Annotated in this window: 21 protein-coding genes and 1 tRNA gene; 10 read left to right on the forward strand and 12 right to left on the reverse strand. The window is 67.4% G+C overall.

What is annotated here, in order from left to right:
* Positions 1 to 4: 4 nt before the first annotated feature.
* A complete protein-coding gene (locus AB6806_RS17985; RefSeq protein WP_142023107.1) occupies positions 5 to 1,255 on the reverse strand; it encodes an FAD-dependent oxidoreductase in 1,251 nt (416 codons plus the stop codon).
* Between the two features lie 67 nt (positions 1,256 to 1,322).
* On the opposite strand from AB6806_RS17985, the gene AB6806_RS17990 reads away from it, so the two are divergent.
* Positions 1,323 to 1,916, forward strand: coding sequence for a TetR/AcrR family transcriptional regulator C-terminal domain-containing protein (locus AB6806_RS17990; RefSeq protein ID WP_142023106.1), 594 nt, complete (start codon positions 1,323 to 1,325; stop codon positions 1,914 to 1,916).
* Positions 1,917 to 1,961: 45 nt separating this feature from the next.
* Here the strand turns inward: AB6806_RS17990 and AB6806_RS17995 are convergent, their stop codons facing one another.
* From AB6806_RS17995 to AB6806_RS18005, 3 genes are all read right to left on the reverse strand, one after another.
* Complete coding sequence (locus tag AB6806_RS17995) at positions 1,962 to 2,408, reverse strand: LysR family transcriptional regulator (RefSeq protein ID WP_142023105.1); 447 nt, start codon at positions 2,406 to 2,408, stop codon at positions 1,962 to 1,964.
* Positions 2,409 to 2,812: 404 nt separating this feature from the next.
* Positions 2,813 to 2,888 (reverse strand) — tRNA-Glu (locus tag AB6806_RS18000).
* Between the two features lie 181 nt (positions 2,889 to 3,069).
* Positions 3,070 to 4,179, reverse strand: coding sequence for an alkene reductase (locus AB6806_RS18005; protein WP_142023104.1), 1,110 nt, complete (start codon positions 4,177 to 4,179; stop codon positions 3,070 to 3,072).
* Positions 4,180 to 4,349: 170 nt separating this feature from the next.
* Between AB6806_RS18005 and AB6806_RS18010 the strand changes: the two genes are divergently transcribed.
* The 5 genes from AB6806_RS18010 (at position 4,350) to AB6806_RS18030 (ending at position 9,609) form a co-directional block, all read left to right on the forward strand.
* The gene (locus tag AB6806_RS18010; RefSeq protein WP_370955208.1) at positions 4,350 to 5,156 is read left to right on the forward strand and encodes a ComF family protein; all 807 of its coding nucleotides are present in this window, start codon (positions 4,350 to 4,352) and stop codon (positions 5,154 to 5,156) included.
* A gap of 47 nt (positions 5,157 to 5,203) precedes the next feature.
* Positions 5,204 to 5,461: a glutaredoxin 3 gene (gene grxC / locus AB6806_RS18015; RefSeq protein WP_038363187.1), complete on the forward strand. Its 258-nt coding sequence runs from the start codon at positions 5,204 to 5,206 to the stop codon at positions 5,459 to 5,461.
* A 121-nt stretch (positions 5,462 to 5,582) separates the two neighbouring features.
* Positions 5,583 to 6,050: a DUF1178 family protein gene (locus AB6806_RS18020; RefSeq protein ID WP_142023102.1), complete on the forward strand. Its 468-nt coding sequence runs from the start codon at positions 5,583 to 5,585 to the stop codon at positions 6,048 to 6,050.
* A 564-nt stretch (positions 6,051 to 6,614) separates the two neighbouring features.
* The gene (locus tag AB6806_RS18025; protein WP_142023101.1) at positions 6,615 to 7,421 is read left to right on the forward strand and encodes a cell wall hydrolase; all 807 of its coding nucleotides are present in this window, start codon (positions 6,615 to 6,617) and stop codon (positions 7,419 to 7,421) included.
* A 196-nt stretch (positions 7,422 to 7,617) separates the two neighbouring features.
* Positions 7,618 to 9,609 carry a methylmalonyl-CoA mutase family protein gene (locus AB6806_RS18030; protein WP_142023100.1) on the forward strand — a complete coding sequence of 664 codons (1,992 nt, stop codon included), beginning with the start codon at positions 7,618 to 7,620 and terminating at the stop codon, positions 9,607 to 9,609.
* Between the two features lie 5 nt (positions 9,610 to 9,614).
* Here AB6806_RS18030 and AB6806_RS18035 read toward each other — a convergent pair whose 3' ends face one another.
* Both AB6806_RS18035 and AB6806_RS18040 read right to left on the reverse strand, forming a co-directional pair.
* Positions 9,615 to 10,472: an urea carboxylase-associated family protein gene (locus tag AB6806_RS18035; protein WP_142023099.1), complete on the reverse strand. Its 858-nt coding sequence runs from the start codon at positions 10,470 to 10,472 to the stop codon at positions 9,615 to 9,617.
* Between the two features lie 50 nt (positions 10,473 to 10,522).
* The gene (locus tag AB6806_RS18040; RefSeq protein WP_038363182.1) at positions 10,523 to 11,140 is read right to left on the reverse strand and encodes a J domain-containing protein; all 618 of its coding nucleotides are present in this window, start codon (positions 11,138 to 11,140) and stop codon (positions 10,523 to 10,525) included.
* Positions 11,141 to 11,237: 97 nt separating this feature from the next.
* Between AB6806_RS18040 and AB6806_RS18045 the strand changes: the two genes are divergently transcribed.
* Positions 11,238 to 11,510: a BolA family protein gene (locus tag AB6806_RS18045; protein ID WP_038363181.1), complete on the forward strand. Its 273-nt coding sequence runs from the start codon at positions 11,238 to 11,240 to the stop codon at positions 11,508 to 11,510.
* Between the two features lie 17 nt (positions 11,511 to 11,527).
* Here the strand turns inward: AB6806_RS18045 and AB6806_RS18050 are convergent, their stop codons facing one another.
* The 5 genes from AB6806_RS18050 to AB6806_RS18070 all read right to left on the reverse strand — a co-directional run bounded on the left by AB6806_RS18050 (position 11,528) and on the right by AB6806_RS18070 (position 15,738).
* Complete coding sequence (locus AB6806_RS18050) at positions 11,528 to 11,926, reverse strand: type II toxin-antitoxin system VapC family toxin (protein WP_142023098.1); 399 nt, start codon at positions 11,924 to 11,926, stop codon at positions 11,528 to 11,530.
* Positions 11,927 to 12,160 (reverse strand): AbrB/MazE/SpoVT family DNA-binding domain-containing protein, encoded by a 234-nt coding sequence (locus AB6806_RS18055; RefSeq protein WP_142023097.1) that lies wholly within the window; start codon positions 12,158 to 12,160, stop codon positions 11,927 to 11,929.
* 64 nt (positions 12,161 to 12,224) lie between these two features.
* Positions 12,225 to 13,433 carry an MFS transporter gene (locus AB6806_RS18060; RefSeq protein ID WP_142023096.1) on the reverse strand — a complete coding sequence of 403 codons (1,209 nt, stop codon included), beginning with the start codon at positions 13,431 to 13,433 and terminating at the stop codon, positions 12,225 to 12,227.
* Between the two features lie 94 nt (positions 13,434 to 13,527).
* The gene (locus tag AB6806_RS18065; protein ID WP_370955080.1) at positions 13,528 to 14,697 is read right to left on the reverse strand and encodes an acetyl-CoA acetyltransferase; all 1,170 of its coding nucleotides are present in this window, start codon (positions 14,695 to 14,697) and stop codon (positions 13,528 to 13,530) included.
* 135 nt (positions 14,698 to 14,832) lie between these two features.
* The gene (locus tag AB6806_RS18070; RefSeq protein ID WP_370955081.1) at positions 14,833 to 15,738 is read right to left on the reverse strand and encodes an EamA family transporter; all 906 of its coding nucleotides are present in this window, start codon (positions 15,736 to 15,738) and stop codon (positions 14,833 to 14,835) included.
* Positions 15,739 to 15,955: 217 nt separating this feature from the next.
* On the opposite strand from AB6806_RS18070, the gene AB6806_RS18075 reads away from it, so the two are divergent.
* The 3 genes from AB6806_RS18075 to AB6806_RS18085 are packed head-to-tail and all read left to right on the forward strand — an operon-like array spanning position 15,956 to position 19,560.
* Entirely contained in the window at positions 15,956 to 17,509 is a 1,554-nt protein-coding gene (locus tag AB6806_RS18075) for a serine hydrolase (protein WP_185748040.1), read from the forward strand.
* Positions 17,510 to 17,526: 17 nt separating this feature from the next.
* The gene (locus AB6806_RS18080; RefSeq protein ID WP_142023092.1) at positions 17,527 to 18,423 is read left to right on the forward strand and encodes an EamA family transporter; all 897 of its coding nucleotides are present in this window, start codon (positions 17,527 to 17,529) and stop codon (positions 18,421 to 18,423) included.
* Between the two features lie 15 nt (positions 18,424 to 18,438).
* Positions 18,439 to 19,560, forward strand: a complete 1,122-nt coding sequence (locus AB6806_RS18085) for a CobW family GTP-binding protein (protein ID WP_142023091.1) — start codon at positions 18,439 to 18,441, stop codon at positions 19,558 to 19,560.
* Positions 19,561 to 19,648: 88 nt separating this feature from the next.
* Here the strand turns inward: AB6806_RS18085 and AB6806_RS18090 are convergent, their stop codons facing one another.
* On the reverse strand, positions 19,649 to 21,262 hold the full coding sequence (locus AB6806_RS18090; RefSeq protein WP_370955209.1) for an AMP-binding protein: 1,614 nt from the start codon (positions 21,260 to 21,262) through the stop codon (positions 19,649 to 19,651).
* Between the last annotated feature and the right edge of the window lie 17 nt (positions 21,263 to 21,279).

Here is a 21,279-nt window from a genome sequence, read left to right on the forward strand (position 1 = left end):
CAGGTCAGTCATGCCGAAGAAGCTCTGGGTATTTTGGCAGGAGCCACCTGCCATCTCTGTCGTCCGGCAATATTCTGGCGATGAGCTCAGGTATACGAAGAAACAAGGCCAATGCGGTCACGGCATGAAATGCAGATATCTGCCATCGCGCCCGGGGCATGCCCAGCCGAAGGAGAAAAGGCTTCACGCTGTCCTGGATTTCGTTCGCGAACGGCCGAAGCACGGCGTCATAATTCGCAAATGCCTGCCGCAGATCTCCTGAATTCCGACTGATCTCGCCGGCCAGAACGTATGCGCCAACGAGGCTGCCGGATATTCCCATGCCGCTGAAAGGTGAAGCGCAATGCGCAGCATCTCCAATGAGCACGACGCGTCGGTCCGACCAGGAATCGACGCGTACCTGCAAAACCTCCTGGGAGTAAAAGAAGTCTGCCGTGTTCATTCCCTCGATGAACCGTTCGGTTTGCCAACCCGCATCCCGAAACCGTTTCGCCCAGAATGCCTTCTGCCTATCGATAGGCTCTCTGTGAACTGACGACGCCTCGTCCGACTCGTCTCTCAGTACGAAGTAAACCTGGGTCTCTGCGGGATTATGGCTCCGGCGCATGACCATTCTGCCACCGGGCGCGATGTAGGTGTCGCGGATGTTGTTGTCCGACGTGATGCGCGGAATGAACCAGTATGCCATTTGAATCCCCATCCGTCGGTAGGGATCGGCGCCGGTCGGCAAGATGGCTTTCCGGATATGCGAACCTTGGCCGTCAGCGCCAACCAGAATGTCGAACTCTTCGGACGAGCCGTCAGTGAAGCGAGCGACGACATGTTTCTCGTCCTGTTCGAACTGCTCGACACTGCAGTCGAAGCGGTAATCGACCGTTTCTCTGGTCGCCTCGAAGAGAATGCGCATCAGATCCCCGCGCATGATCTCGTATTCGGATGTGAGCGACTGAGGACCTCGACCGGAGGTGTTGGCCATCAGCATCGCCTTGATCTCGCCTTTCGTGTTCACGAAAGCGACGCCGGGTTCGTCGACCAGCTTGGTTTTGATGGCATCGAGCAATCCCATGCACCGGGCTGCCTCGATGCCCTGGCCGCGGAGATCGACCTGTGCACCCGCTTTCCTGAGCACCGGAAAACGCTCGACGATCGTGACCCGATGACCGTTTCGGGCGAGCCAATAAGCCAAGGCCGCGCCGGCGACGCCGGCCCCGCATATCAAAACTTTCAACGAGAGTGCTCTCTCCGCGATCGCCATCCGATATCCCACTCTATCGCTGATAGGGTAGCTTTACCAGATACCCTATCAGCGATAGATTGTCAGCATGACAAAGCTAAATCGGGAAATTGTGGTTGCCGAAGCGCTCGACCTGCTGGACGAAGTTGGCTTGGACGCTTTCACTACCCGGCAGCTCGCGAAGCGCCTGGGAGTGGAGCAGCCGACACTCTACTGGCATTTTCGAACCAAGGGCCTCTTGCTCGCTGCCATGGCAGATGCCGCCATGGCGCCTCACAAGGCGACTCCCGTGCCGACGCCGGTCTATGATTGGCGTGACTGGTTCTTGGAGAACAACCGGAGCTTTCGCCAAACTCTGCTTGCGCGCCGCGACGGTGCCCGGCTTCACGCAGGATCACGACCCGGCGCGGACGATATGGAGCGGATCATGCAATACCTCGCCTTCCTGGTCGCGGCCGGGCTGCCGGAGCAGGAGGCAAGGATGGGGCTCTTCACGGCAAATCGCTTCACGGTCGGAAGCGTGTTGGAAGAGCAGGCCGACGCAGGTCGGGACGAGGTGAAAGACCAATCGATCGGCATTCCGCCGATCGATTATCGGTTTGCGTTTGAAGCGGGCTTGGCGCTCATCGCAGATGGCCTGGGCCGGCATCTTCGCCCATTGGAAGGCAATAGACCGCGATGAGCGCACGCCTTTCGACGTGGCGAGCGGAGGCCTGATTCAGACTCGCTACCGCGGCACGTTACCGTCGGGAGTCGTCATTTCGACCATCTGTTCGAGGTCTCGAGAAAACCGGCATTGCAGATCAATATAGATATGCGGATGGAGTGGGCTGAAACGCTGGATCAAGGCATCGCCGAAACAGGTGATGTAGTCGTCCGGCATCCCCAGAACGACGCGGCTCTCGGTGACCTTGTCGATGATCGACGAGAGAGCCTCGGCTTCAATGGCGTGGATGCGCCTGGCATAGGTCAGCAAGCGCTCGCCGGTGACCGTCAGCGTCACGCCGCGCTTCGAGCGATCGAACAACCGCTTTCCGATCCGATCTTCGAAACGCGCGATGGAAATGCTGACCGCAGCCTGGGTTTTCCGAAGCTGCTCGGCTGCGGCGGTGAAGCTTCCGAGATCGGCGACCGCTGCGAACGCAGCCAGGGCCTCGCTATCGAAGTGGCGCATAAACTCTCTCTCCGAGAAACGGGCGGATGCTCGGCTGAGGGCTCCTATCCGATGCTACCCTACGCGCGGATGAGGGACGACAGCGAAGTTCGTTGCCGAAGCATGCAAAGATTACGCGACCTTCGCCACCCTCAAACAAGGCCGCGACAACGCCAAAGGCGCGCTCGATCGAATCAGAGCGCAAACGGCGCCGTTTGCGCCGATCGGTCCCGAAGTCGTGGAGAAATTTGGACGTATGATGCGCCAGAACGTCTCGACCGGCGATATTCCGTTCCGGAAGACCTACATCCGCTTGGTCGTCGATCGCATCAAGGTTGACGACGGTATCGTCCGCGTTATCGGCGACAAGCCACGCTCGAACGGTCAGTCACTGGGCGTCCGGTGTTCGCAGTTTTGCACGCAAATGGCGCTCCCTAGGGGACTCGAACCCCTGTTTTCGCCGTGAGAGGGCGACGTCCTAGACCGCTAGACGAAGGGAGCAGCGCCGGTCGAGGGCGCTATGTAGTCGGAGCGTTGCGCCGCCGCAACTCCTTTTTCACGGGAGACGGCAAAAGTTTTGCCGCCTCCCGCCGGGGCTTCCGAAGCGGACGCGCTCCCGCCGATGAAGAGCGGGATCGCGTCGCGCATGTGGCGAGAGGCCTAAAGAGGCCGGCCGAGGCGCTTAGGCCGCCTTCTCCGTCAGCGCCGGATAGTCGGTGTAACCACGCGCGTCGCCGCCATAGAAGGTCTCGGCTTGCGGCGTGTTGAGCGGTGCATCGCGCTCCAGTCTTTCGACAAGGTCGGGATTGGCGATGAAGGCCTTGCCGAAGGCGATCGCATCGGCCCGCCCGCTCTCCACCGCCGCGATCGCCGTCTCGCGATCGAAGCCGTTATTGGCGATATAGGCGCCCTTGAAGGCCTTGCGCAGCGCATCGTAATCGAAGGGCGCGATGTCCCGCGGGCCGCCCGTGGCGCCCTCGACCACGTGCAGGAAAGCCAGCCCCCGCGCGCCGAGCTCGGCGACAAAATGGCCGAACACCGCCTGCGGGTCGCTGTCGGAAATCCCGTTGGCCGGGCTCACCGGCGAGATGCGGATGCCGACGCGCCCCTTGCCGATCGCCTTCGTCACCGCGTCGACGACCTCGAGCGGGAAGCGGACGCGGTTCTCCACGGATCCGCCATAGGCGTCCGTGCGCTGGTTGGTGCCGTCCTTCAGGAACTGGTCGATCAGATAGCCATTGGCGCCGTGGATCTCGATGCCGTCGAAACCGGCCTTGCGCGCATTCTCCGCCGCGCGGGCATAGTCCGCGACGATGCCGGGCAATTCCTCGGTAGGCAGGGCGCGCGGCTGCGAGACCTCGGCGAAGCCGCTTTCGATATAGGTCTTGGTCCGGGCGGCAACCGCCGAGGGCGCGACCGGCGCCTTGTTGCCGGGCTGCAGCGAGACATGGCTGACGCGGCCGACATGCCAGATCTGGGCGACGATCTTGCCGCCCTCGGCATGGACGGCTTCCGTCACCGCCTTCCAGCCCTCGACCTGCGCCTCGCTATAGATGCCCGGCGTCCAGATATAGCCCTGCCCCTGCTGCGAGATCTGCGTGCCTTCGCTGATGATCAGCCCGGCGCTGGCGCGCTGGCGGTAATATTCGACGTTCAGCGCATTCGGCGCGTCGCTGCCATGCGTGGCGCGGTTGCGCGTCAGCGGCGCCATCACGACGCGGTTGCTCAGCGCGATGTCGCCGATGGTCAGAGGCGTGAACAGCTTCGGCAGGGTTTCTACGGATGAGCTCATGGGATTGTCCTTCGGAACGCGAGGCTCGATGGTAGGCCGGCACGCAACGACGCCGAGCGGTCGCCCGCCATCATGCAGTGCGAAGAAGATAGAGGTTGCAGCGCGGGATGACAGGGCAGCGGCAGGCCGATCTCGTCGACGAAGAGCGATTTCCCGAAGGCGCGCCGGCCATTCAGGAGGATTCCTCTGCCGCCTCCCCGGCGAGAAAAATAATATTCTCCTTCCCAGCATTGAAGCCTGCCCGTCTTGCGCTGGGTGCAGGGCTGAAGCGGGCCTTGGCCCTGATCTACCCGCCGGTCTGCGTCGCCTGCCGGGCCGCGACCGGGGATGCGCAGGCGCTCTGCGCCCATTGCTGGGGCGAGATCGGATTCATCGAGCGCCCCTATTGCGAGCGTCTCGGCACGCCCTTCGCCGTCGATCTCGGCCGGGGGCTCCTGTCGCCGGCGGCGATCGCCGATCCGCCGGTCTTCGCCCGCGCCCGCGCCGTCTGCCGCTTCGACGGCGTCGGGCGCGAACTGGTGCACCGGCTGAAATACGGCGACCGGGCGGAACTGGCGGTGACGCTCGGCCGGATGATGGTGCAGGCCGGGCACGAGCTGATCGCCGAGGCCGATCTGATCCTCCCCGTGCCGCTGCACCGGACGCGGCTCTGGAGCCGCCGTTTCAACCAGGCGGCCCTGCTGGCGCAGGTGATCGCCCGGCTGACCGGCCTGCCCCATGCGCCGGCCGCGCTCGCCCGCCGCAAGCGCACGCGCCAGCAGGTCGGGCTCACCCGCGCCCAGCGCGCCGATAATCTGCAGGGCGCCTTTCGGGTCCCGGACGGCGCGCGCCCGGACATCGAGGGCCGGCGCATCCTGCTGATCGACGACGTGCTGACCACGGGCGCGACCGTCAATGCCGCGGCGCGCGCCTTGCTCAGGGCCGGTGCGCGTCAGGTCGAGGTGCTGACCTTCGCGCGGGTCGTGACGGATGGATGACGACGCACTACATGAGGAACGACGCAACGCTAACCAAGGCCGCCTTCATGCCGCCGATCACGATCTACACCACCTCCTGGTGCCCCTATTGCGCGGCCGCCAAGTCCCTGCTGACCCGGAAGGGTGCGGCCTTCGAGGAGATCGACGTCGAGAGCGGGCCCGGCTTGCGCCAGCAGATGACGGCGCGCGCCGGCGGGCGGACCTCCGTGCCGCAGATCTTCATCGGCGAGAGGCATGTCGGCGGCTCGGACGACCTCCATGCCCTCGACGCGCGCGGCGAGCTCGACCCGCTGCTGGCGGCCTGACCGTTCCCACGCATGACCGCGGGAGGCGAGCGGCCTGCCGCCACGCGCCCGCCGCCTTGCCGACGACCTCCCGAACACCCATCTGCCCGACAGGCGCGATTGGTCGCCTTGCTGAAACGCCATGATCCGTTACGCCCTGATCTGCGACAACGCCCACGCCTTCGAAAGCTGGTTCTCGACCTCCGCAGGCTTCGAGGACCAGGCGAAGCGCGGGCTCGTCACCTGCCCGGTCTGCAACAGCGCCAAGGTCGAGCGCGCCATCATGGCGCCGAACGTCGCCCGCACCGATCTCGGCCCGAAGGCGCCCGTGCCTACGTCTTCCGCCCCTTCGCCGGCCCCTGCCCCTGTCGCGCTGATGAGCGAGAAGGAGAAGGCCTTTCGCGAGATGGTCACGGCGCTGCACCGCCATGTCCGCGACAATGCCGAGCATGTCGGCGAGCGCTTCGCCGAGGAAGCGCTGAAGATCCATCACGGCGAGACGGAAGAGCGCGCCATCTATGGCGAGGCGACGCCGGACGATGCCCGGATGCTGCATGAGGAAGGCGTCGAATTCCTGCCGCTGCCGCGCCTGCCGGGCTCGGGGAACTGAAGCTCCTCGCGCCGATCGGGTTGCGAAAACCGTCGCCCTGGACGAGTTCCGGGTTCGAACAGACGCATCCCGCGGCCGCTGAGGTTCGGAGGAGCCGCGCCGTCGCCCCGGGCTTGACCCGGGGCACCATGCTGGTGCGCGAGTCGGCAAAGTTCCGAGCTGAATCCCGGCTCTCCGCTTCCTTCGGGCCGGCACGGCATCGCTTCCTTAAGGCGTCTGCAGGCCCACCGCCGATAAAAAATCACCGCTCGGAGCGTTCCGGTTTTCCGTTGCGAAAGAGGGCGTTAGATGAGGCCGCCTCGGTGCCTTCCGGCCACCTCGGCCGCCCTCGCACGCACCACCCCTTCCTTCCCGGATTAACTTTCTGTTAAGGAATTCAGGTTTCCTTGCCGGAGATCCCGGTCGCCTTCCCGGCAACCCACGGTCCCGAATTCAGGAGGTTGCCGCATGAAGCGGACCGCGATCGCTGCACTTGGTCTTCGTCCCGGCGGCGTACGCCGACATGGCCGCAAAGCGATCCCGCTTCTGATTTCGCTGGCTGCTCCGGTCCTCGGCGCCTGTAGCATGTCGCCTGTCGAGACGGCCTCGACCGCCGCGCCGGCGGCGAAGGAACCGAGCCAGGCGCGCAAGCGCGCCGTCGCCCTCGCCAAGGCCGATCCCCGCGAGAAGGAATGCCTCGTCCGGGCGATGTATTTCGAGTCGAACCGCTCGAGCGAGGCGGGCCTGCTCGGCGTCGGCACGGTGGTGATGAACCGGGTCGAATCGGCGCGCTATCCCGAGACGATCTGCGGCGTGGTCGGCGCACCCCGCCAGTTCGCCTCCGGCGTCCTGACGCGCCCGATGACGGAAAAGACGCTGCCGAAGATCGAGGCCATCGCGGACGATATCCTCGACGGGCGCCGTAACGCGGCGGTCGGATCGGCCAAGCATTTTCATACGGCCGGGCTGCGCTTCTCCTACACCAACATGCATTACGTCACGGTGGCCGGCGGCAATGCCTTCTACCTGAAGGGCGAACGGCCCGAGCGTCGCCGCATCTACGAGGAGCCGAACTACCAGCTCGCGGCGGTATCCGAGCCGGCAGCCGCGCCGCTCGCGACGGCCTCCTCCGCCGCTTCGACCTCTTCTGCCTCCTTCGCATCCGCGCCGCTCGCCTTCGCGCCGCAACCTTCCGCGCCGGCGAACCCTGCCTTCGATTCCGCCGCGGTCAGGCTCGTCCGGAACGCGCCGATGCCGCCGGACCGGCCGCTCGATCTCGACCTGCCGAAGAAGACCGCCCACGCCTTCATCGCCCCTCCCAAGACCGATCGCCGCCTGGCAGCGCTTCTGCCGCCGCCTTCCCCGATGCGGGGCACGATCGTTTCGGAATAACCGATCCGGACCGGGCAAATCTCGGCATCCCGCATCTTGAGGACGGGTTCGCGGAAGCGCGTCCCGAGGGATGAACAGGGACTGCCCCAGGCATTGATCCCGTCCGCCTAACGTCGAAGGGGACATCGGCGCGGCTCTGGCGTTATCTTCGCCGCAGTGCAACATTGAGATTGCTCTGCAAGACCGGGGAAACGTCATGACCGCGATCGACCGAGGCGGCCTGCAGGCGGCGCAGCGCGACAAGCCCTGGATCTTCCGCACCTATGCGGGCCATTCCGACGCGGCTGAATCCAACAAGCTCTATCGCAACAATCTCGCCAAGGGCCAGACGGGCCTCTCCGTCGCCTTCGACCTGCCGACCCAGACCGGCTACGACCCCGACCATGTGCTGGCGCGCGGCGAGGTCGGCAAGGTCGGCGTGCCCGTGAGCCATCTTGGCGACATGCGGACCCTGTTCGACCAGATTCCGCTGGCGCAGATGAACACCTCGATGACGATCAACGCGACGGCGGCCTGGCTGCTCTCGCTCTACATCGCCGTCGCCGACGAGCAAGGCGCCGACCGCAGGCTCCTGCAGGGCACCACGCAGAACGACCTCGTCAAGGAATACCTGTCGCGCGGCACCTATGTCTTCCCGCCGCGCCCCTCGATGCAGCTCACCACCGACATCGTCGTCTTCACGGCCAGCGAATTGCCGAAATGGAACCCGACCAATGTCTGCTCCTACCATCTGCAGGAGGCCGGCGCCTCGCCGGTGCAGGAACTCTCCTTCGCGCTGGCGACGGCCATCGCCCTGCTTGATTCGATCCGCGCCCGGCCGGAGGTGAGCGCGGCCGACTTCCCCGGCGTCGTCGGGCGCATCTCCTTCTTCGTGAATGCCGGCATGCGCTTCGTCACCGAGCTGTGCAAGATGCGGGCTTTCGCCGAGCTCTGGGACGAGATCACATTAGGCAGGTATGGCGTTACCGAAGAACAGAGCAGGCGCTTCCGCTACGGCGTGCAGGTCAACTCACTCGGGCTGACCGAGCAGCAGGCCGAGAACAACGTCTACCGCATCCTGATCGAGATGCTGGCGGTCACGCTCTCGAAGAAGGCCCGCGCGCGGGCTGTGCAACTCCCCGCCTGGAACGAGGCGCTCGGCCTTCCCCGCCCCTTCGACCAGCAATGGTCGCTCAGGATGCAGCAGGTCCTGGCCTATGAGACCGACCTGCTCGAATTCGGCGACATCTTCGACGGCTCGACCGTGGTCGACGCCAAGGTCCACGAGCTCAAGGCGGCCGCGCTGGAGGAACTCGCCCGGATCGACGACATGGGCGGCGCGCTCGCCGCCGTCGAGAGCGGCTACATGAAGCAGGCGCTGGTCGAGAACGGCGCGCGCCGCATCGAGGCGATCGAGCGCGGCGAGCAGGTCGTCGTCGGCGTCAACAAATTCACCAATAGCGAGCCCTCCCCGCTCTCGGCCGGCGACGGCTCTGTCGTCACCGTGCCGGATTCGGTCGAGATCGAGGCCATCGGCCGGCTGAAGGCCTGGCGCTCCGCCCGCGACGCGAAAGCCGTCGAGGCGGCGCTGGCCGATCTCGCGGCCAGCGCCCGCGAGGGCCGCAACGTAATGCCGGCCTCCATCGCCTGCGCCAAGGCCGGCGTCACCACCGGCGAATGGGCGCAGACCCTGCGCGAGATCTTCGGCGAATACCGCGCCCCCACCGGCGTCGACACGACGAAGCTTGGCGACGCGACGGGGCTCGCCACCGCCCGGGCCGCGGTCGAGAAGGCGACCGAGCGGCTCGGCCGCCCGCCACGCTTCCTCGTCGGCAAGCCCGGCCTGGACGGCCACTCCAACGGCGCCGAGCAGATCGCGGTGCGCGCCCGCGATGCCGGCATGAATGTCAGCTATGGCGGCATCCGCCAGACGCCGGAGGAGATCGTCACCCAGGCGCGGGAGACGGAGGCCGACATCATCGGCCTCTCCATCCTCTCCGGCTCGCATCTGCCGCTGGTGCGCGACGTCACGGCGCGCCTGCGCGTCGCCGGCATGGATGTCCCCGTCGTGGTCGGCGGCATCATCCCGCCCGACGACGAGAACGCGCTGCGCAACATGGGCGTGGCGCGGGTCTACACCCCGAAGGATTTCGCGCTCGACGGCATCATCGCCGATGTCGCGGGGCTGGCGGCGAAGAGGAAGGGTTAGGGGGCCTACTCCCCGTGCCCCCGCCCATACGGATTCCGCTCCGGCGGCGTCCACCCCTTCAGCAATTCCGGCTCCGTCGCGAAAATCTCGACCTTGAGCGGATGACAGGCCGCCGCATCGCTCGAATGCGTCGCGCCGCAATCGCCGCCGGGGCAGGCGGACAGCGCCCCGAGCAGATCGATCTCGGCGAAGAACTCGATGAAATCGCCGGGCCGCACCGGGCTCGCCTTCATGAAATACTGATGCGTGTCGCGGGTGAAGCCCGTGCACATGAAGACGTTGAGCACGTCATGGACATGGCCCTCGACCTCGCGCGCCGGCTTGCCGGTCGCCGCGCCCAGCGCCCGCGACAGGTTGGAGTGGCAGCAATGATGGTAGTCGTCCCCGCCGAGCAGGCGATGCGTATAGGGGTCGCAGCGCGTGCCGATGACGTCGTGGATGCCGGCGCCGTCCTGGTCCCAGCCATACCAGCCGAGCGTGTCATGGCTGATCGTCGCCATCGGGCGCAGATAGGGTAGCGAGCTCCACAGCCGGTCGCCTGTCGACAGATGCGTCGCATGCAGCGCCCGCGTCTTGCCGTTGAAGAAGCGCTCCGACAGGTCGTCCGCGTTCCAGAGATTGAGGTCGCCGACCTGCGGCCCCTCGATGCTGACGATCCGGAAAAAATGTCCCTTCGGCACGCGGAAGCTGCCGCCCTCGCGCGGCGGCACGATGATCTCGTCGATCTTGCTGAGCCGCGTGCGCGCCGCAGCCAGCATCGCCATATCGGGCGGCGGCAGGGTGCCGTTCGGATAGACCACGACCGGCGGCTTCGCCCGCCGCTGCGCCGCATCGGGCGGCGCCTGCACCATATCCGTCGTCATCTCGCCTCCGGCCTTGCGCCTCGCCCGCCGGGCGAAGCCGGCCCGGCCACTCAGACCATACCGACGCTCTTGAGCTGCTGATAGGCCTTGAGGATGTCCTGGAGCGTGCCTTCGCGCGAGCGGTCGCCGCCATTGGCGTCCGGATGGAAGCGCTTCACCAGCTCCTTGTAGCGCGCCTTGATCGCAGCGGAATCGGCGCTGTCGTCGAGACCGAGCGTCTCCAGCGCCTTCATCGCCACCACGCCGACGCGCGGCTCCTGCCGCGCCGCATGCTGGGCCCGGCGCGCGCCGAACAGGTTGAAGGCGTCGCTCGTATCGGGCCCCGCCTGGCCATTCGCGACGCGCCCCTTCTGGGCCATGCGCGCGGCCTTGGAGTTCACGCCGAGCTTCCAGGTCGGCCGGTGGCCGATCTCCTCCTGCTTCTGGTAGGCGGCGAGCGCGGCGTCGTCCATGCCGGAGAAGTAGTTGTAGGAGGCGTTGTATTCCTTCACATGCTCCATGCAGAAGCGGAAGAACTGGCCCTCGCGCCCGCGCCCCTTGGGCGCGCGGAACTCGCCGGTCCGCGCGCAGCCGGGATGGTCGCAGCGCGGCACATCGCCATCGACGACCGCTTCCGCCTCGGAAGGGCCGATCCTGATACGATCGAAAAGGCGCGAGTTGATGTTCATCGTCGAATGGTTATGAAACGCGGAAGGCGGGCCGGCAAGTGCGACGCAACATGCACGCGCCGAACCCTCAGGAGATCATCGCAACGGTGGCGCGATCATGACCACGATAGCTGAAAGGATCACTCACAAGCTCGATGCGGCCTTCGCGCCACAGAGCCTGCAGGTGATCGATGAATCGCACCAGCATCACGGCCATGGCGGCTGGCGCGAGGGCGGGGAAACTCACTTCCGGGTGAATATCGTGTCGGAAGCCTTCATCGGCAAGAGCCGGCTCGAGCGCCACCGCCTCGTCAACGCGGCGCTGTCGGAAGAGCTGGCGGACCGTGTCCACGCGCTCGCCATCGCGGCAAAGGCGCCCGGCGAGGGCTGAGCGCAGCGGGGGCGAACTTACGGCGCGATCAGCTCGACCGACGGAAAATAGCTTCGGTAGCGCCGCGCGTCACGGGTCAGAAGCCGTAGGCCCGCTGCCTCGGCATGGGCCCCGATGAAGAAATCCGGCAAGACGCCGGTTCGGGCTCCACCTGCCGCGCGGTAACGGCGGAAGGCCTTGCCGGCGTTGTAGAGCGCCTGGCGCGAGATCGATTCCAACAGGAGGCCCGCGCGCCGGATCGCGTCATCGACCTCCTCGACGCTCTCGAAGCGGATCGAGACCTCGGCATAGACGACATCGTTGATGATCAACGGTCCCTCCGCCGCCAACCGTTCGAGCTGCGCCTGAGACCAAGCGCCCCATTGCCGATCGGCGGTGAAGAGGTCGAGGAGAATATTGGTGTCGACGAAGGTCACTCAGTCTTCGCCGCGCGACATCGCCATGATCTCGTCCGTGCTCAAACCCGGCCCTGCGATCCCGCGCAAAGCTTCGAAGCGGCTTTTTGGGATGTCAGTCTTCGCCTTCAGCAGCACGACCCGCCCATCCGGCTCCACCCGGAAGTCGACGGCGTTGCCCGGCTTGATGCCGAGCCTGTCCCGCACCGCTTTGGGGATCGTGACCTGCCCCTTGCTGGTGACTGTGGTGGCCATCGCCGCCTCCGTAATACCCTGTTCCGAAAGGTAATACCCGGTCGGCCGCGCGGCAAGGGCGAGGTTACATCCCCGCGGGGGCGGCCGCCTTCGATTCGGCTGGCGATGCCATGTAGAGGGCAAGCGCCACGGCGAGGGCGACGCCCATGAAGACGAAAAGCCAGCCGAAGGTCGCCTGCGGTTCATAGCCCTGCCTGTCGAGCGCGTTCACCAGGCGCCCCGACACCCATTGCATCACGCCGGCTCCGCCCATGAAGACGAAATTCATGAAGGTCACGCCGCGGCCGATCTCCTGAGGCGACATGAAGGCGCGCGCATGCGCCATCACCACGGCATAGGTGACGCCGAACAGCCCGATGACGAGAAGCAGGCCGACGGCAAGGCGGGATGATGCCTCGCCCCACAGCGCCAGCGCGAAGCAGGCCAGGGCGACGGTCACCGCGCAGGCGATGACCGTAGGCTTGGCCCCGATCCGGCGATAGAGCGGCAGCACCAGCAGCGCGCCCGCCGCGATGACCCCTCCCATCGCCATCGCCGCATAGCTCGTGGCAGCGAGATCGAAGCCGTGCACCCTCTGGAGATAGGGCGCGATCCACAGGCCACGGATGGAGATCGTGACACCGTAGCTCACGAAGGTGAAGGGGAGGATCAGCCAAAGCGGGCGCTTCACCACGATCTGCCGGATCCCATCCAGCAGCGAGACATGCCGTTGCGGCGTGCCGGGAAGCGGCGGGGGATCCTTCAGCAGCAACATCACCAGCAGGGCCGTCAGCGCCACGATGCCGGAGAGGCCGAAGACGGTCGCGCGCCAGCCATAGGCCGCCAGGAAATAGGCGAGCGGCGCCCCGCTCAACGGATCGCCGATGCAGCCGAAGCCGATCAGGAAGGACGACATCGTCGCGAAATGCCGGGGCGAATAGAGGCGCGCAGCCAGGTAGAAGCCGGACATCAGGATGGGGGCGCAACCGATGCCGATCAGCGCCAGCGCCGCCAGGGCGGAGAGATAGCCGCGCGACAAGCCGAAGATCACCGTCCCGGCGAAGGCGACCAGGAGAAATCCCGCCAGCGTCCGCCGCGGGCCGATCCGGTCGAGCGCATAGCCGACCGGGAACTGCGTGAGCGCGAAGGCGACGAGCCAGGCCGCCTGTAGGCTCCCGAGCTGGCCCTGGTCGAGACCCAGATCCCGCGTCAGGTCGCCCGAGATCACCGCGAGGAACGCGCGGAAGAACTGGCTCAGGATATAGGCCAGCAGCAGGACGACGAAGCTCGTCACGAAGGGTCGCTTTCGCTTGGCGGCCCGCGCTCCGGCAAAGGCCCTGTCTGCAAGTCCGCGCCCCGGGAGGTCTCGCCCGCCCGAGGCGCCCCTGTCACCTGATGCGTTCGAGCACGGAGACGTAGTTCGCCACCGCCGCCCCGCCCATGTTGAAGATGCCGCCGAGGCGCGGGTCGCTGAGCTGCATGCCCTCCGGCGCCTCGCCGGTGAGCTGCATGGCGGAGAGGACATGCATCGAGACGCCGGTGGCGCCGATCGGATGGCCCTTGGCCTTCAGGCCGCCGGAGACGTTGACCGGCAGCTTGCCGTCCTTCTGCGTCCAGCCCTCCTTGATCGCACGGGCGCCCTCGCCTTCCTTGGTCAGCCCCATCGCCTCGTATTCGATCAATTCGGCGATGGTGAAGCAGTCATGCGTCTCGACGAAGGAGAGGTCGTCCAGCGTCACGCCCGCATCCGCCAGCGCTTTCTTCCAGGCGAGCGCGCCGCCCTCGAATTTCAGGATGTCGCGCTTCGACATCGGCAGGAAATCCTGGACATGCGCCATGCCGCGGAAGCCGACGGCGCGGCGCATCTGCAAGGCGGTCTCCTCGTCGGCCAGCACGATCGCGGCGGCGCCGTCCGAGACCAGCGAGCAGTCGGTGCGCTTCAGCGGCCCGGCGACATAGGGGTTCTTCTCGCTCTCCTCGCGGCAGAAAGCGTAGCCGAGATCCTTGCGCATCTGCGCGAAGGGGTTCTCGACGCCGTTCTTGTGGTTCTTCGCCGCGATCATGGCGAGCGCGTCGGACTGGTCGCCATGGCGCTGGAAATAGCCGGCGGCGATCTTGCCGAAGACGCCGGCGAAACCGCCCTGCGTGCCGGCATCCTCCGGCAGATAGGAGGCCTTCAGCAGGTTCTGGCCGATCTCGGCCGAGGGCGTCTTGGTCATCTGCTCGACGCCGACGACGAGCACGATCTTGGCATCCTTGGCCCTGATCGCCCGCACGCCCTGATGGACCGCGGCCGAGCCGGTGGCGCAGGCATTCTCGACGCGGGTCGTCGGCTTGAAGCGCAGCGCCGGATCGGCCTGCAGCACCAGCGAGGCGGTGAAGTCCTGGGCCGAGAAGCCGGCGTTGTAATGGCCGAGCACGATCTCGTCGACCTGGTCGGCGGTGATGCCGGCATCGACCAGCGCGTCGGTCGCGACGCGCACGATCAGGCTTTCGACGGTTTCGGCATCCTGCTTGCCGAACGGCGTATGGGCCCAGCCGACGATCGCAGCGCTCATGGCGAATCTCCCTTAATGTGCAGCTACACGTTATCTTGGCAGCGCTTGTCGATCCCGCAAGCCGGTATCCGCGCATGCTCGGCGTGCGCGGATCGGCTGACGGCCCTTCGCTTCAGCACTAGCCGCCCCTCGGCCTCACTGCAACGAGATCAAAAGCAGCAACCCGACGCCGCCGACGATCATCGCCATGCCGAGGATCTCGCGCCGGCTCGTTCCCTCCGCGAACAGGCGGCGCGAGGCGATCTGCGCCAGCGGCACCTCGATCAGGCCGAGCGTGCGGACATTGGCGGCGCTCGTCAGCGAGAAGCCGATGAACCAGAATTGCGAGGCGGCGGCGCCGAGGAAACCGGCCGAGAGCGAGCGGCGCCAGTTGCGCAGGCTGAGCCACAGCGCCGGGCGGTTCGCGACCAGCATGTAGAATGTCAGCAGCGCGGTCTGCATGGCCAGCCCTAGCACCAGGATGGTCGAGGCGCGGATCAGGAAATTGCCCTCCGGCAGGGTCTGGATGCCGCCGCGGAAGCCGATCGCCGAAAGCGCGAAGCAGGCGCCAGAGACGACGCCGAGCACGGCCGGCCGTAAGCCGGCGCGGGTCAGCCTCTCCCCCGGCTTCCAGGAGACGACGATGACGCCGGCGGTTGCGATCGCGATGGCGAGGAATTTGAGCGGGCTGAGCGCATCGCCGAGCAACAGCGCGCCGAAGATCGCGACCTGCACCGGCTCGGTCTTGGTGTAGGCGGTGGTCACGGCGAAGGAGCGCTCGCGCATCGCCGCCAGCATCAGCGCGGTCGCCGCGATCTGCATCAGCGCGCCCCAGGCGGTGTAGCCGAGCGAGGCTGGTCCGATCGAGGGCGGCAGCGTCCGCAGCCCGATGCAGGCGGCGGCGAGGAAGACCATCGCGAAGGGCAGGCCGAACAGGAAGCGCACCTGCGTCGCCCCGACCACGCCGATGACGTCGGTCAGCGAGCGCTGCGCCAGGTTGCGCGCCGTCTGCAGCAGCGAGGCGAGGATCGTCGCCGGAATCCAGAGAAAGCCGAAAGCCACGCCGATGAGCCCCGCGAAAGCATGATGCGCTATCGCTTCTGGACCGGCCGTGGCGGCTAGGCAAATCGCTGCGCTGGGGGTAGGTATGCATGCAGCTATGAGTTCCTGGGCGGAGATTTGCGCCCGTCGTCTCGAAAATGCCGCATGCGTCGCGTTGAACCCAGCGCCTTCGCGCTGCCAAGCTTCGTTCACGACAAGACAGGTTCAAGACCCGCCGATGATCGCATCCCGCCTCACCGTCACCCTTGCCCTTGGTCTCGCCTTCACGGCACCCGCTCTTGCCGGAGCGAGCCTCGTCGTCGACGCCTCGAGCGGCGAGGTCCTGTCCGCCGAGAACGCGACCCAGGCCTGGCGCCCGGCCTCGACCGCCAAGATCATGACGATCTATCTGGCGCTGAAGGCGGTCCGCGACGGCCGCATCGGCCTGGAGACCGCGATCCCGGCCTCGAAGCTCGCCGCCAGCCAGCCCCGCGTGAAGGTCTATATCCGCGCCGGCCAGGAGATCACGCTCGACAACGCGCTCAGGATCATGATGGTCAAATCGGCCAACGACATCGCCTATGTCGTAGCCGAGGGCGTCGGCGGCAACGTGCCGGACTTCGTGGGCATGATGAATGCCGAGGCCCAGCGCCTCGGCATGCGCGACACCCGCTTCATGAATCCGAATGGCTGGGACAATCCCGACCAGCAGACCAGCGCGCATGACCTCGCCGTGCTCGCCATGGCGCTGATGCGCGACTTCCCGGAATACTCCGCCTATTGGAGCACCTCCGCCGTCCAGCTCGGCAAGCAGGTCATGCACAACACCAACGGCCTGGTCGGGCGCTATGCCGGCATCGGCGGCATGAAGACCGGCTTCACCTGCGCCTCGGGCTTCAACGTCGTCGCGACCGCGAGCCGCGGCGGACGCACCCTCATCGCCGTCGTGCTCGGCTCGGCGTCCGGCACGGAGCGCACGGTCAAGGCCGCGCAGCTCCTCGACGAAGGCTTCAGCCGCTGGGGTGGCACCGGCACCAACCTCGCCTCGATGCCGCCGAGCGGCACGCGCGCCCCGAATGTCTGCGACGAGATCCGCCGTCGCGGCGGCGGCGTGGCGCTGGCTGATGATGCCGATTCCAGCGGGCCGATCGGCGGCTTCGCGCCGACCGGCGGCAATGATTCCGATGGCGGTCGCTTCGCCACCTTCGCGACGCAGTCGGCCGGCCCCGTCGCGACGCGCTCCCCGCGCGGCCGCGTCGTCCTTGGTCCGCGCTCCGAGACCATGCCGGTTCAGGTCTCCTTCGGCCGCACCGCGGGCTCGGCCTCAGCACCGCTCGCCGCCAATGTGACCTCGCAGCCCGATTCGCGCGTCGCCCGCGGCGCGACGCCGACCATCGAGCCGGGCGCGCCCGTCGCCGCCGGCCTCGTCGGCGGCGCCGTGCCGCGCACGGCCTCCGCCAATGGCGCGATCCCGCGCGGCACCAACGCCTTCGCCCCGGCCGGCGCGCCGGTCCAGCCCTCCAGCGACGCCTTCGAATCCGGGCCGCTGCGCCTGCAGGGAGCGGTCCAGGCCGGCAACAAGGCGACGGCGGCGAGCCTGCGCCCCGGTTCCGCGGCCGGGATCAAGCCGGCCGCGCGGGCCGCCAATTCCCAGGCGGCCAAGCCACAGCCCGCCAAGGCGCAGCCGACGAAGGCCATCAAGGTTCCACCGGTGAAGCCGAAGCCCGCCGAGGCTGCCGTCAAGCCCAAGCCCGCGGCGAAAGCCAAGGCCAAGATCGGCGACGACGCCTGAAACGGTCGGGGGCCTGATTGAGCGGGGGGCGCACCAGCGAAGGCCAGGGGCTGCTGCTCGCCTTCGCGTCGGCCGCCGCCTTCGGCACCAATATCGTCAGCGCCCAGATCGCGGGGGCTGCCGGCCTCGGCGGTCCGCTGCTGGTCTTCTACCGCGTCCTGATCATGCTCGTGCTGGTCGGCGCGGCGGCCCTGCTCGCCCGCGCCTCGCTCGGCCTGCTTCGCGGCCAGCGCCTGCCCGTGCTGCGCTTCGGCATCGCCACCGCCCTCGTCGGCACTGCCTATCTCTCATCGGTGTCCTTCGTCCCGGTCTCGGTCGCGGCGGTGATCTTCTACACCTATCCGGTGCTCATCGTTCTGCTCGAGCCGCTCCTGACCCGGGCGCCGTTCCGGGCCGACAGGCTCGTCGTGGCGCTCGTCGCCTTCATCGGGATCGCGCTGGTGGTGGGGCCGGACCTGCATGGCCTCGATCCGCGCGGGCTGGCGCTGGCCGGGCTCGCCAGCCTCGCGGCGGCCGCCCAATTCTTCGCCGCTGCGAGCTGCGCATCGATCGCCACCATGCCGAAGCTGTTCTGGTCGCATGTCGTCATCCTGCCGGTAACGCTGCTGATCCTCGCGCTGACCGGCGGCTTCCTGCCGCCGCAGGCCTTCCTGCTCGCGCCGATCGCGCTTGCCGTGACCTATGGCGGCTATCTGGTCGGCTTCGTCCTGCAGATCCTGGCGCTGGCCCGGATCGCGCCGGGCCCCGCCGGCCTCGCCTACTGCGCCGAGCCGATCATCGCCGTCGCGATCGCCGCCGTCGTCCTCGGCGAGCGGCTGGGGTCTCTGCAATATGCCGGCGGCGCCCTTGTCATCGCGGCGCTGGTCACTAATGTAATACTAGAACAATCGAGGCGGCGCCCCGTGCCGGCCTGAGGCTTTCAGAGTGTGATGACCGGCGATCCAGCCCGCCCCGTTCCCGTTCCGCTGACCCTGCTCACGGGCTTCCTCGGCGCCGGCAAGACGACCCTGCTCAACCGCCTGCTGAAGGATCCGGCACTGGCCGACACCGTCGTGCTCGTCAACGAGTTCGGCGAGGTCGGGCTCGACCATCTGATGGTCGAGGGCGTCGCCGAGAACATGATCCTGCTGGAATCCGGCTGCCTCTGCTGCACCATCCGCGACGACCTCATCGTCACGCTGGAAGATCTGCTGCGCCGCCGCGACAACGGCCGTATCGGAGCCTTCTCCCGCCTCGTCATCGAGACGACCGGCCTCGCCGACCCCGCGCCGATCCTCAACGTGCTGATCAACCACCCCTATCTCGCTCTGCGCTTCCAGCTCGACGGCGTCGTCACGCTGGTCGATGCGGTCAACGGCATGGCGACACTCGACGCCCATGAGGAGGCGCGCCGGCAGGTCGTCGCGGCCGACCGGCTCGTCCTGACCAAAACCGACCTCGCCACGCCCGAGGATGTCGCGGCGCTGCGCGCGCGCCTCGCCGCGCTCAATCCCGGCATCGAGATCCTGCCGCCCGATGCTCCGGCCTCGACGCTGCTCGGCGCCGGCCTTTACGATCTCGCCAGGCGACCGGAAGCTCTGCGGCACTGGCTGGCGGCGGACGCGCTACCGGGGCACCACGACCACGGCCATCATCACCATGATCATGGCCATGGGCACGACCACCACCACGGCCATGAGCACCACGATCAGCACCCGCACGACGTCAATCGCCACGACGCCTCGATCCGGGCCTTCGCGCTGACGGCCGAGCAGCCGGTGGCACAGCAGACCTTCGAGCTGTTCTGGACGCTGCTGCGCTCGATCCACGGGCCGCGCCTGCTCCGGCTGAAGGGCCTCGTCCGGCTTGCCGACCAGCCGGAACGGCCGCTGCTGGTCCATGCCGTCCAGCAGATCCTGCATCCGCCGATCCGGCTCGATGCCTGGCCGGACGGCGACCACCGCTCCCGCCTCGTCCTGATCGTCAAGGACATCGAGGAAGAGACGGTGCAGCGGCTCTGGGCCGCGTTCCTCGGCCAGCAGGCCCGCGAGAGCACCGCTCAACCGGCTTGAAAGCGCTTCTCAGAGTGTTTTGACAGTTCGAGCCCTCATCCTGAGGAGCGCCGCTACGCGGCTCCTCAGGATGAGGGCTGCCTCCTGCCTACCCTTCCGCCCGCAGCAGCCTGCGGATGATCTTGCCGGTCGTCGTCAGCGGCAGTTCCTCGCGAAAGGCGATCTCGCGCGGATATTCATGCGCCGAGAGCCGCGCCCTGACGAAATCCTGTAATTCGGACACCAGCGCCGGCGAGCCGGCATAACCCGGCTTCAGCACGACGAAGGCCTTGACGATCTCCGTGCGCAGCGGATCGGGCTTGCCCACGGCCGCCGCCAGCGCCACCGCCGGGTGCCGCAGCAGGCAGTCCTCGATTTCGCCCGGCCCGATGCGATAGCCCGAGGAGGTGATGACGTCGTCGTCGCGGCCGATGAAGCGGACATAGCCGTCCTCGTCCTCAACGCCCTCGTCGCCGGTCGTCATCCAGTCGCCGATGAACTTCGCCGCCGTGGCCGCGGGATTGTTCCAGTAGCCGAGGAACATCACCGGATCGGGGCGCCTGACCGCGATCTGTCCCTCCTCGCCGGCTGCGCAGACCGAGCCGTCCGGCCGGATGATCGCGACCTCATGTCCCGGCACCGCCTTGCCGATCGCGCCCGGCCGGCTGACGCCGATCGCGGCGCTCGACGCGAGCACGAGATTGCATTCGGTCTGGCCATAGGCCTCGTTGATGGTGAGGCCGAGCGCCTCGCGCCCCCATTCCAGCGTCTCGGCGCCCAGCGCCTCGCCGGCGGCAGCGACACTTCTGAGGTTCAGCGTGAAACGGCCGCGCGGGCTGCCGGCGCCGCGCAGCATCCGGAGCGCCGTCGGCGGCACGAAGGCGTTGCGGATCCGCAAATCCTGCATCAGCCGGTAGGCTTCGTCCGGCTCGAAGCGCGTCACCGGCCGCGCCACCACCGCGACGCCGAAATGCAGCGCCGGCAGCAGCATGTTGAGCAGGCCGCCGGCCCAGGCCCAGTCGGCCGGCGTCCAGGCGAGATCGCCCGGCCGGGGCATGAACTCATGCGGCATCTGCACGCCCGGCAGATGGCCCGGCAGCACGCGGTGGCCGTGCAGCGCGCCCTTCGGATTGCCGGTGGTGCCGGAGGTGTAGATCATCAGCGCCGGATCGTCGGGCGTGGTGTCGACCGGCGTGAAATCCGGGCTCGCCCCGGCCAGCAGCGCCTCCCAATCCTCGGCCTCGCCATCGCGGCCATCGGTCGAGATGACCAGCGCGAGCCCGGGCAAGGGCTCCTCGATCCGGCGCAGCTTCGCCAGCCCCGGCGCGTTCGTCACGACGACCTTCGCGCCGGAATCGGCCAGGCGGTAGGTCAGCGCATCGACGCCGAACAGCGCCGCCAGCGGCACCGCGATGGCGCCGAGCTTGTAGGCCGCGAGATGGGCGGCGAGCACCGCCCGCCCCTGCGGCAGCAGGATCGCGATGCGGTCGCCGCGCGCGACGCCACGCGCCCGCAAGGCATTGGCGAGCCGGTTGGAATATTCCCGGAACCAGCCGAAGCTGACCGGCTCGACCTGCCAGTCGCCCGACACCTCGATGATCGCCGGCCGCTCCGGCTCGGCCATGGCCCAGCGGTCGCAGACATCGGCGGCGATGTTGTAGCGCTCGGGGATGCGCCAGCGGAAAGCGGAACGCAGCTGGGTGTAATCGGGCAGGTCGGGCAGGTGCAAAGAACCGGGAT

This window comes from Allobosea sp. RCC_152_1, assembly GCF_041360765.1.
GTDB classification, from domain to species: domain Bacteria; phylum Pseudomonadota; class Alphaproteobacteria; order Rhizobiales; family Beijerinckiaceae; genus Allobosea; species Allobosea spartocytisi.